The organism is Luteimonas fraxinea (assembly GCF_021233355.1).
GTDB lineage: Bacteria > Pseudomonadota > Gammaproteobacteria > Xanthomonadales > Xanthomonadaceae > Luteimonas > Luteimonas fraxinea.
Genome location: NZ_CP089507.1, coordinates 1400586 through 1412719 on the forward strand (window position 1 = coordinate 1400586; position 12134 = coordinate 1412719).

Annotated in this window: 7 protein-coding genes; 6 read left to right on the plus strand and 1 reads right to left on the minus strand. The window is 66.8% G+C overall.

The features are described from left to right. The first annotated feature begins 91 nt into the window (after positions 1-91). The 5 genes from LU699_RS06330 (at position 92) to LU699_RS06350 (ending at position 8009) form a co-directional block, all read left to right on the plus strand. Complete coding sequence (locus LU699_RS06330) at positions 92-3112, plus strand: TonB-dependent receptor (protein ID WP_232134014.1); 3021 nt, start codon at positions 92-94, stop codon at positions 3110-3112. A 97-nt stretch (positions 3113-3209) separates the two neighbouring features. Beyond that, the gene (locus LU699_RS06335; protein WP_232134013.1) at positions 3210-4763 is read left to right on the plus strand and encodes a tryptophan halogenase family protein; all 1554 of its coding nucleotides are present in this window, start codon (positions 3210-3212) and stop codon (positions 4761-4763) included. A gap of 9 nt (positions 4764-4772) precedes the next feature. Beyond that, entirely contained in the window at positions 4773-5480 is a 708-nt protein-coding gene (locus tag LU699_RS06340) for a SapC family protein (RefSeq protein ID WP_232134012.1), read from the plus strand. Continuing rightward, entirely contained in the window at positions 5467-6486 is a 1020-nt protein-coding gene (locus LU699_RS06345) for a cupin-like domain-containing protein (protein WP_232134736.1), read from the plus strand. The genes LU699_RS06340 and LU699_RS06345 overlap by 14 nt, the downstream gene beginning before the upstream one ends. Before the next feature lie 14 nt (positions 6487-6500). Beyond that, entirely contained in the window at positions 6501-8009 is a 1509-nt protein-coding gene (locus tag LU699_RS06350) for a tryptophan halogenase family protein (protein WP_232134011.1), read from the plus strand. A gap of 15 nt (positions 8010-8024) precedes the next feature. Here LU699_RS06350 and LU699_RS06355 read toward each other — a convergent pair whose 3' ends face one another. Beyond that, entirely contained in the window at positions 8025-9050 is a 1026-nt protein-coding gene (locus LU699_RS06355) for a LacI family DNA-binding transcriptional regulator (protein WP_232134010.1), read from the minus strand. 203 nt (positions 9051-9253) lie between these two features. Here LU699_RS06355 and LU699_RS06360 point away from each other — a divergent pair, with 203 nt between their 5' ends. Next, positions 9254-11848, plus strand: coding sequence for a glycoside hydrolase family 3 protein (locus tag LU699_RS06360; protein WP_232134009.1), 2595 nt, complete (start codon positions 9254-9256; stop codon positions 11846-11848). Positions 11849-12134 lie beyond the last annotated feature (286 nt).

Sequence of the window (12134 nt, forward strand, 5' to 3'; positions counted from 1 at the left end):
ATCCAATCCGCGCTGAAATACACCGCCCGCATTCCCCCGGACGCGCGGGTACACAACCGAACTGCATGCGAATCCTTGGGAGGGGAGATCCATGAAGCGATTGCACGCCGCGCCGAAGAAGCGGCTTCTCACGTCTGCGTTGTTGTTTGCGCTCGCGCCACCGCTGGCGGCGCAGGTCGCCGAGCCGGCCACCGACGGTCCCGACGCCACCACGCTCGATGCGGTCACCGTGACCGGTATCCGCGGCAGCCTCGAATCGTCGATGAACCTCAAGCGCGATGCCCGCGGCATCGTCGACGGCATCATCGCCGAGGACATCGGCAAGTTCCCCGACACCAACCTCGCCGAATCGCTGCAGCGCATCTCCGGCGTCTCGATCGACCGCAGTGCGATCGGTGAAGGTTCGCGGGTGACGGTGCGAGGCGTCGGCCCGGACTTCAATCTGGTGCTGCTCAACGGCCGCCAGATGCCGGCGTCGAGCAACGGCGACGGCAGCACCGTGTCCAACTCGCGTGCCTACGACTTCGCCAACGTCGCCTCGGAAGCCATTTCCGCGGTCGAGGTTTACAAGAGCGGCCGCGCGGAAACCCCGACCGGCGGCATCGGCGCGACGATCAACATCAAGACCGCGCGTCCGCTCGACAACCCGGGCTTCCGGGCCAATGTCGGCATCAAGGGCGTACACGACACCTCGCTCGACAACCTGCCCGACCACTTCAAGGGCAGCTCGGTCACGCCGGAAGTCTCGGGCATCTTCAGCACGACCAGCGCCGATGGCCGCTTCGGCATCGCGGTGACCGGCAGCTACCAGGAACGCGATCTGGGCTACAACCAAGTGTCGGTGCCGGGTGGCTGGCGCGGTTTCCGCGGCGACGAGGAGAACTGGGGCACGATTCCGCAGCCCGGCGCGCCAGGTTCGGAGAACATCGTCAACCGACCCGGTCCGGACGATGTCTATTCGGTACCGCAGAACCTCAACTACTCGGTCACCGGCGTGCAGCGTCAGCGCACCAATGGCCAGGTCGTGCTGCAGTGGGCGCCGACCGACAGCATCACCACGACGCTCGATTACACGTACTCCGAAAACAAGATCCAGCAGCAGCGCAACGACATGTCGGTGTGGTTCAACTACGGCCCGTCGTCGTCGTCGTGGACCGATGGCCCGGTGGCCGCGCCGCTGCTCTATACCGAGATCCTGCCATTTGCCTGCACCGATGCCGGCGTATGCCGAGGCCAGGATCTGGCCATGGGCGGTGCGGACATCGCCAACCGCAACGAGAACAAGTCGCTCGGCTTCAACGTCGAATGGGAAGCGACCGACAACCTCGGTTTCGAACTCGACGTGCACAAGTCGACCGCGGAGACCAGCCCGGACAGTCCTTACGGTTCCGGCGGCACGCTGGGCACGGCGGCCTTCATCCGCGGCAACACCACGGCCGATTTCAGCGGTGATTTCCCGATCCTGACCGTGCAGTATCCGCCGGGTTACACCGGCCCGCGCGCGTCCGACATGCTGGTGACCGGTTCTGTGTTCCACCGCAGCTACATGAAGTCGGAGATCGAACAGGTCCAGGCGCGCGGCCACTTCAAGTTCGGCGACTACTCGCGCCTCGACTTCGGCGTGGCGGCGACGGAAGCCAACAACCGCACCGCGTACGGCAACGTGCAGCGCGACAACACCTGGGGCGGCGCGGAAGGCAGCGCCGAGGATTATCCGGACAACATCTGGATCCCCGGCAACATGGCCGATTACTTCGATGCGTTCCCGGGCAGTGGCAATCCGGCGTTCACCGACGGATTTTTCATGTTCGACTTCAAGACCGTGCGCGATCTCGCGGCGCAGTTCGCCGGCGACGAAGCGCTGTATCTCGCGCCTGTGACCTACAACACCGATCGCCGCGTCACCGAGAAGTCGAAGAGCGCGTATTTCCAGATCAGTTCGACCTGGGACATCGGCATCCAGCTGAACGCCGCCGCGGGCGTGCGCTACGAGAAGACCGACGTCACCTCGACCGCGCTCGTGCCGGTCGCAACGGCCTTGTTGTGGGGTTCCAACAACGAGATCGGCATCCAGCGCGAGGGCTCCCAGGTCGATACGCTCTACGGCGACTACGCGCACTGGCTGCCGAGCATCGACCTCAGCGCCGAGCTGACCGACAGCCTGATCCTGCGTAGCAGCTACAGCCGCACGATCGGTCGTCCGGGCTGGGGCGACATCCAGGGCGGACTGACGCTCAACACGCCCGTCCGCATCGACGGCGGCACCGGCCAGCAGGGCAATCCGGATCTGGAACCGCTCAAGGCCGACAACTTCGACCTGTCGCTGGAGTGGTACTACGCCGAGGCGAGCTACCTGTCGTTCGGTTACTTCCAGAAGAACATCGACAACTACATCGGCACGACGATCATCCAGGCGACACCGTTCGACCTGACGACGCCGATCGGCGGCGCGTACTGGAATGCGGCCGTCGCCAATGCCTGTCCGACGACCGACCTGACCTGTATCCGCAATTACATCTTCACCAACTTCAACGGCCAGCCGGGCGTGGTCCGCGGTCCGAACGATGACGGTGGCAACGCGACGGGCACGATCACCGGGCTACCGGGCGATCCGATCGCCGACTTCCGCATCACCACGCCGGCGAATACCGGCTCGTCGAAGCTCGACGGTGTCGAAGTCAATCTGCAGCACGTATTCGGCAACAGCGGATTCGGTCTGGCGGCGAACTACACCTACGTCGACAGCCCCAATCTGAACTACGACAACTACAACCTCGGCGGCCAGTTCGCGCTGCTCGGCCTCAGCGACTCGGCCAATCTGGTGGCGTTCTACGACAAGGGCTCGTGGCAGGCGCGTGCGGCCTACAACTGGCGCGACAAGTTCTTGTCGAGCGGTTTCGACAGCGAACGCTCCAATCCTGTGTACGTCGAGGAATACGGCCAGCTCGATGTCAGCGTGGGCTACAAGGTCACCGACAACCTCACCCTGCAGGCCGAGGCGATCAACGTGACCGACGAGACCCAGCGCACCCACGGACGCAACGCACGCCAGCTGCTGTACGGCACCCAGACCGGTCCGCGCTACATGTTCGGCGTCAGGTACACGTTCTGATTCCGGTCGCCATCCATGCGCCGCGGCTCCATGCCGCGGCGCTGTCTTTCCACGGTGCCCGCCGTGATCCGCGGGCCGCCTGCGCGGGCACGCCACGTTGAGCCGCCCGCTGCGTCACGTCGTCATTCTGGGCGGCGGTTCCGCTGGCTGGCTGACCGCGGCCTTGCTGGCCGCCGATCACGACAGCGCATCGCCGACCGGCCTGCGCGTGACCCTGATCGAATCGCCGGACGTGCCGACCATCGGCGTCGGTGAAGGCACCTGGCCGACGATGCGCGACACGCTGCGCCGCGTGGGCGTGTCGGAGACCGATTTCGTGCGCGCCTGCGATGCGACCTTCAAGCAGGGCTCGAAGTTCGTGCGCTGGACCCACGATCGCCCCGAAGATCACTATCACCATCCCTTCGTGCTGCCGCAGGGCTATCACGACGCGGATCTCGTTGCCGGCTGGATGCAGAACGGCGACGTGCCCTACGACCGGCTGGTGAGTTTCCAGCCCCAGCTCTGCGATGCCGGCCGCGCGCCCAAGCAGTTCGGCACGCCCGAATACGCCGCCGTCGCCAACTACGCCTACCATCTGGATGCGGCGAAGCTCGGCCTGTTCCTGCGCGCGCATTGCACGCAGCGCCTCGGCGTGCGGCTGGTGTCGGATCACGTCGAAGGCGTGGACGTCCACGACAACGGCGACATCGCCGCGCTGCGCACCCGCGCGCGCGGCGCGATCGATGGCGATCTGTTCGTCGACTGCACCGGCATGCGGGCGCTGCTGATCGGCCAGCATTACGGCATCGACAGGACGGCCTGTAGTGACGTGCTCTTCAACGACCGCGCACTGGCGCTGCAGGTGCGTTATCCGGATGCCGACACGCCGATTGCCTGCCAGACCATTTCCACCGCGCAGGCCAACGGCTGGATCTGGGACATCGGCCTGTCGGCGCGCCGCGGCGTGGGTCACGTGTATTCCAGCGCACACACCGATGCCGAGGCCGTCGAGACCACCCTGCAGCGCTACATCGCCGACACCGGCGGCGCGGATTGCGAGGTCATCGCCCGCCAGTCGCTGTCGTTCGAGCCCGGCTACCGGCGCCGCAGCTGGCATCGCAACTGCGTGGCGATTGGTCTGTCGAGCGGGTTCGTCGAACCATTGGAAGCGTCCTCGCTGGTGCTGGTCGAACTGGCCGCGACGATGCTCAGCGATCAGCTGCCGGCCACGCGCGCGACGATGGACACCGTTGCGGCGCGCTTCAACGACACGTTCGCCTATCGCTGGGAGCGCGTGGTCGAATTCCTGAAGCTGCACTACGTGCTGTCGCACCGCGACGACAGCACGTACTGGCGCGATCATCGCGACGCTGCGCGCATGCCGGCGCGCCTGGTCGAACTGCTGGCGCTGTGGCGCCACCAGGCGCCGTCGCGCTACGACCTGCCGCGCGTGGACGAGGTGTTCCCCTCGGCCAGCTGGCAGTACATTCTCTACGGCATGGGATTCCAGCCGGACACACGCGCCACCACACGTCGCGCGTCCGATGCGGGGCGCGCCGAAGCGGCGTTCCGCGAAGCGTCCGATCTCGCGCGCAAAATGATTCCGGCGCTGCCCAGCCACCGCGAACTGATCGACCACATCCACACCCGGGGCCTGTCCCCTGTCTAGGCGAGCGTGATGTCCAGGACCGTGCAACTCAACAACGTCGACCACAAGGATCTGCGCGTCGACACCGGCTATGGGGCCGCGCTCGGCGACGCCGTGATGTGGGCGATCACGTTTCCCGCCGAGTTCCGCAACGTGCAGGCGAACTATCCGATCGTGTTCGGCAAGTCCGCCGACGGCGAGTTCCAGCCGCTGGCGCTGTTCGGTTTCACCGACAGACAGAACCTGTTCCTCGACGACGACCGCTGGGACGCGACCTACATCCCGCTCACGATCGAGCGCCAGCCGTTCCTGATCGGCCGCTCCGCCGACGAGATGCTGATGCACATCGATCTCGACCATCCGCGCGTGGGCAGCGCGCGCGGCGAGGCGCTGTTCCTGCCGCACGGCGGCACCAGCGACTATCTCGAACGCGCGAGCTCGATGCTCAACACCATCCATCAGGGCCTGCAGACCAACGCGCCGTTCGTCGCCGCGCTGCTGCAGCACCAGCTACTCGAACCCTTCGTGCTCGACATCCGCCTCGACGACGGCTCGGACAACCGGTTGTCTGGTTACTACGCGATCGACGAGGACCGCCTGCGCCAGCTCGATGGCGATGCATTCGCATCGCTGGGCCGCGCCGGCCATCTGGAGCCGATCTACATGATGCTGGCGTCGGTCGCCCGCTTCCGCGATCTGATCGACCGGGTGAACCGTGCCGGCGCTGCAGGTCGATAAGCGCATTCCGGAGATCGCGGGGGTCGATCCTCGCGCGATTCCGGAGGCCGTGCTGCGTTCGGAAACACCGCTGGTGTTGCGCGGCCTGCTGGCCGACTGGCCGGTCGTGCAGGCGGCGCAGCAATCGCCCGATGCGGTGGCGCAGTATCTGCACCGCTTCGAACGCGCCGACGGTCCGCCCGTGGTCGCGACGGTCGGGCCGCCGGAGATCGATGGCCGCTTCTTCTACGACGATACGCTGGAAGGCTTCAACTTCCGCCGCGAGAACGTGCCGCTGGGTGTCGCGCTGAAGACCCTGCTCAAGTACGCAGTCGATCCGGCGGCGCCGGCGATCTACGTCGGCTCGACGACCATCGACACCTGGTTGCCAGGCTTCCGCGCCGAGAACGACCTGCCACTGGGCGGGCGCGACGCGCTGGCCAGCATCTGGATCGGCAACCGCACGCGCATCGCCGCGCATCAGGACCTGCCCGACAACCTCGCCTGCGTGGTCGCCGGCACGCGACGCGCCACGCTGTTTCCGCCGCAGCAGCTCGAGAATCTCTACATCGGCCCGCTCGATTTCACCCCGGCCGGCCAGGCGGTGAGCCTGGTCGATTTCGCCGATGTCGATCACGCCCGCTTCCCGCGTTTCGCGCAGGCCCAGGCGCACGCACAGTCCGCCGACCTCGCGCCGGGCGATGCACTGTTCATTCCAAGCATGTGGTGGCACCACATGGAAGCGCAGACGCCGTTCAACGTGCTGGTGAACTACTGGTGGCGGCAGGCGCCGGCGTGGGCGAACACGCCGATGGACACGCTGATGCTCGCGATCATGAGCATCCGCGATCTGCAGCCCACCGAACGCGCGATCTGGGGCGACGTGTTCCGCCATTACGTCTTCGACTACGACGAGGACACCGTCGCCGGCCACGTGCCTGCGCCCGCCCGTCGCAGCCTGGCACCGCTCGACGAAACACGCGCGCGCGAGATCCGCGCGCGTCTGCTCAAACGCCTGAACCGCTGAGGATTGCCCCCGCCATGCACACCCATTCCGACATCGCCGCTCGTCCGGTCAAGCGCGTGGTCATCGCCGGCGGCGGCACGGCCGGCTGGATGGCCGCCGCCGCGATCTCGCGCACGCTCGGCAAGGTGCTCGACATCACCCTGATCGAATCGGAGGAGATCGGCACCGTCGGCGTCGGCGAGGCCACGATTCCGACGCTGATGACCTTCCACCGCCTGCTCGACATCAAGGAGCAGGATTTCATGGCCGCCACCCAGGGCACGATCAAGCTGGGTATCAGCTTCGAGAACTGGCTGGACCAGGGCGTCGACTACATCCATTCCTTCGGCCTGACCGGCACTGACCACTGGACGGCGGGCTTCCAGCATTTCTGGATGAAGGGCCGCGAGCGCGGCCTCGCCGGCGACTACGGCGACTACTGCGTCGAGCTCAAGGCCGCCGAACAGGGCCGCTTCGCGCATCTGCCCAAGCGCCGCCTCAACTACGCGTACCACATGGATGCGAGCCTCTACGCGCGCTTCCTGCGGACCTTCAGCGAAGACAATGGCGCGAAGCGCGTCGAAGGCAAGATCACCGAAGTGAAGACCGATGATGCGTCGGGTTTCATCACCTCTCTGGTGCTCGCCAACGGCGAGGAGATCGAAGGCGACTTCTTCATAGACTGCACGGGTTTCCGCGCGTTGCTGATCGAGAAGGCGCTCGGCGTCGGTTTCACCGACTGGTCGCACTGGCTGTTCAACGACAGCGCGCTGGCGACGCAGACCACGGCGGTGCGCGACGCGGTGCCCTACACGCGCGCGATCGCCGACACCGCCGGCTGGCAGTGGCGGATTCCGCTGCAGCACCGTGTGGGCAACGGCATCGTCTATTCGAGCCGCTACATGGGCGACGACGAAGCGAAGGCACGTTTCCTGTCGAGCATCGAAGGCGAGGTCATCAAGGATCCATGGCCGGTGCGCTTCCGCCCCGGACAGCGCGAGCAGTGCTGGCACAAGAACTGTGTGGCGCTGGGGCTGGCAGGCAGCTTCATCGAGCCGCTGGAATCGACCACGATCCACCTGATCCAGCGCGGCATCATCCATCTGATGCAGACCTTCCCGCGCGTGGTCTCGCAGCCGGACATCGACCAGTACAACGCGCGCCTGTCGGAAGAGATTCAGCACACGCGCGACTTCGTGATCCTGCATTTCCATCTCAACAACCGCACCGACACGCAGTACTGGATCGACTATCGCGAGATGACGATTCCGTCGACGCTGAAACACCGCATCGATCTGTTCCGCGAAACCGGCCGCGTCTTCCACGTGCCGACCGAGCTGTTTGCCGAGAACTCGTGGATCCAGGTGATGATGGGCCAAGGCATCTACCCGAAGCATTTCCACCCGTCAGCGGATCTGATGGGCGATGCCGAGCTGTCGCATTTTCTCGGCCAGATCAGTACTGACGTCGAACGCACGGTGCGACAGCTACCGACGCACATGGACTACATGCGCAGTTACGCGCCCGGTGCGCCGCCCGTCTGAAACGGCGGCATCGCGTCAGGCGCGCACGGGCCCGGTCGACTTGCGCACCTGCAGTGCGTACGGCAGTTCCAGCGTTTCGCCGGCGCCGCTGTCGCGAATCGCCTTGAGCAGTTCGAGACCGGCGAGTCGGCCCATCTCGCGACTGGGCTGACGCACGGTGGTCAACGAGGGATAGATGTGGCGCGCGATCGGCATGTCGTCGAAACCGCAGACCGACACGTCCTTCGGCACCGACAGACCGCGCTCGCAGATCGCGCAGATTGCGCCGGCGGCCATGTCGTCGTTGGCGGCGAAGACCGCGGTCGGCGGATCCGGCAGATCGAGCAGGGTATTGGTCGCGTCGAAACCGGACTCGTAGAAGAACTTGCCGGCGACGACCAGCGCGGCGTCGTAGGCGAGGCCCGATTGTTTGAGACCATCGCGATACCCCGCCAGGCGCCAGCGGCTGGCACCGTGCGCGGGGTGTCCCTTGATGTGGGCGATGCGGCGATGGCCGAGACCGGCGAGATGCAGCACGACATCGCGCGCCGCGCTGCGTTCGTCGACGACGGCGCCGATGCGCCGGTTCTGTTCCTGCGCCGACACGCTGGCGAACGGGATGCCCATCTCGTCGAGCCGAGCGAGCAGCTTGGCGTCGTCGGTGATCGGGGGCGTCAGCACCACGCCGTCGAGCTGCGACTGCACGATCATCGACTCGACCTTGGCGACGATGTCCTTGGCGGTGTAGTCGACCGGCGCGAGCATCAGGTTGTAGTGCTGCGACTGGCAGGCATCGAGCACGCCGAGCTCGACCTCCATGAGGTAGTTGCTCGACGGATTGTCGTAGAGCATCGCGACCAGATACGAGCGGCGCCCGGCGAGCAGCCGCGCCGACGCGAGCGGCCGGTACTGCAGCTTCTCGACCGCCGCTTCCACAGCCACGCGCGTGCGCTCAGAGACGTTCGGCTCATTGTTGAGCACGCGCGACACCGTCTTCATCGACACGCCCGCCGCTTCCGCGACATCCTCGATCCGCACACGCATGTTGGTCAATCCGGCCATCGTCTTCCCGGTGGCGCATTCTGCCAGAGCGCAGAGTGCACCACGTGCGGTGCCGTACGCGTGGATGACGCTCTGCAGCAAGCTTCGACGGGCGTGCGCCGGTATGCTAGCTGCCGCCTGACAACGCTGTCATCGCTGCTGCGCAGCATGGCGTCCGCCCCATCCGCGGCTCCGGTCGCACTCTCCTGATCCGGAGCCCTTCGATGATCCAGTCGCATCGCCCCGCACACCGTTCCTTCCATCGCGCATTGCTGCCCGCGATGCTCGCCGCGCTCGTCCTCGGCGCCTGCGCGCGCGACGACGCACCCGCAACCGCTGCCGCGCCCGCGCCTGGGGCGGCGAATGCTGCCGATCCCGCTGCGATCGATCCGGCCAACTGGCCCGAGACCGCATGGCCGCTGGCCGAGGATCCCGCGCTCGAGCAGAAGATCACCGAGCTGATGGCGACGATGACCGTCGAGGAGAAGGTCGGCCAGATCGTGCAAGGCGACATCGCCGACATCACCCCCGAAGACCTGCGCAAGTACCGGCTCGGTTCGATCCTCGCCGGTGGCAACTCTGATCCGGGCGGCCGTTATGACGCCGCGCCGGCCGAGTGGCTGAAGCTCGCCGATGCGTTCTGGGAAGCATCGATGGACACCGCCGGCGGCGGCAAGGCGATTCCGGTGATCTTCGGCATCGACGCCGTGCACGGCCAGAGCAACATCGTCGGCGCGACGCTGTTCCCGCACAACATCGGCTTGGGCGCGACGCGCAATGCCGAGCTGATGCGCGAGATCGGCCGCGTCACTGCGATCGAAACCCGCACCACCGGCATGGAGTGGGCGTTCGCGCCCACCGTCGCCGTGCCGCAGGACGATCGCTGGGGGCGCACCTACGAGGGCTATTCCGAATCGCCCGACATCGTCGCCGCGTTCGCGCCGGCAGTCGTCGAAGGCATGCAGGGCAAGGCCGGCTCACCGGACTTCCTCGACGATCACCACGTGATGGTCTCGGTGAAGCACTACCTCGGCGACGGCGGCACCGCCGGCGGCAAGGACCAGGGCGAAACCGCGGTGACCGAAGCGCAGCTGCGCGACATCCACGGCGCGGGTTATCCGCCGGCGATCGCAGCCGGCGCGCAGGCAGTCATGGCCTCGTTCAACAGCGTGCACGGCCAGCGCATGCACGGGCACAAGGCGTTGCTGACCGACGTTCTCAAGGACCGGATGAATTTCGGCGGCTTCGTGGTCGGCGATTGGAACGGCCACGGCCAGCTGCCGGGCTGCACCACCACCGACTGCGCGGCGACGTTCAACGCCGGTCTCGACATGGCGATGGCGCCCGACAGCTGGCGCGGTCTCTATGACAGCACCGTCAAGCACGTGCAGTCGGGCGAGCTCCCGATGGCGCGTCTCGACGATGCGGTGCGCCGCATCCTGCGGGTCAAGTTCCGCATGGGCCTGTTCGACGCGCCCAAGCCGTCGGAGCGCGCACTCGGCGGCAAGTTCGAACTGCTCGGTGCGCCGGAACATCGCGAGGTCGCACGCCGCGCGGTGCGCGAATCGCTGGTGCTGCTGAAGAACGATGGCGTGCTGCCGCTGGCGCCGAATCAGCGCGTGCTCGTTGCCGGCGACGGCGCCGACGACATGGGCAAGCAGTCCGGCGGTTGGACGCTCAACTGGCAGGGCACCGGCACCAAGCGCGCGGACTATCCGAACGCGGACACCATCTGGGACGGCATCCGCACCCAGGTCACCGCGGCCGGCGGCACGGCGCATCTCGCGGTCGACGGCACGTACGGCCAGAAGCCGGACGTGGCGATCGTCGTGTTCGGCGAGGATCCGTACGCCGAGTTCCTCGGCGATCTGCCGAACCTGCTGTACAAGCCCGGCGACGATGCCGATCTCGAACTGGTCAAGCGCCTGCGCGCCGAAGGCATTCCGGTGGTGTCGGTGTTCCTCAGCGGCCGCCCGCTGTGGGTGAACCGCGAGATCAACGCGTCCAATGCTTTCGTCGCCGCATGGCTGCCGGGCTCCGAAGGTGCAGGCGTTGCCGACGTGCTGCTGCAGGGCGCGGACGGCAAGCCGCAGCACGACTTCAAGGGCAAGCTCAGCTTCTCGTGGCCGCGTCGCGGCAACCAGTACGTCAACAACGTCGGCATGGAGGGCTACGACCCGCTGTTCGCGTTCGGGCATGGCCTGACCTACGCCGACGACGGCAAGCTCGCCGCGCTGCCGGAAGACGCCGGCGTCAGTGCCGAGGACGGCAAGGACGCGGGCTACTTCGCCCGTGGCGTGCCCGGCCCGGGCCTGCGCCTGGTCGTGACCGGCGCCGATGGTCGCGGCGCCGACGTCCTGCATCCGCGCGTCGCCACGCCGGACGGCACGCTCACGCTCGCCGCTGTCGACTACCAGACCCAGGAAGGCGCGCGCCTGCTGACCTGGACCGGCAACGCGACTGCCGAACTGCTGTCGCACTCGCCGTCCGATCTGAGCCGCGAGACCAATGGCGATTCATTGCTGCTGGCGACGCTGCGCATCGATGCACTGCCGGCGTCGGGTGACACCGTGCTGTACGCGGGCTGCGGTGAAGGCTGCAAGGCCGAACTGCCGATCGGCCCGTGGCTGGCCACGCTGCCGCGCGGCGAATGGATCACCGCAGGCGTCCCGCTGAAGTGCCTGACCGTCGCTGGCCTCGACGCCACCCGCGTCAGCACGCCGTTCGCGATCCGTGCGCCGTCCGGCCTGACGCTGGGCTTGGCCGACATCCGCATCGGCACCGAAGCGACGCACAAGCTCGACTGCAAGACGCAATAAGCGCTGAAGCGATCCACTCTTTCCCCCGCTCGCGGGGGAAGGCTGGGATGGAGGCAAACGATCCGCTCGCCGGAAAACCTGGCTCGCAAGCAGACAAAAAGCCGCCTGGATCCTGCACCGAGTTTGCATCAGCGCTTGCCCCCACCCAACCCTCCCCCGCTGGCGGGGGAGGGCTTCGTTCCCCACCGACGCCGCCTCTCCAGGCGGCGTCGTCGTATCCACGTCCCAAGCCCCACCATCGCAACGCAGCGTGCGCTCCGTATCCACGCCGCCCTACAGGCGCGCG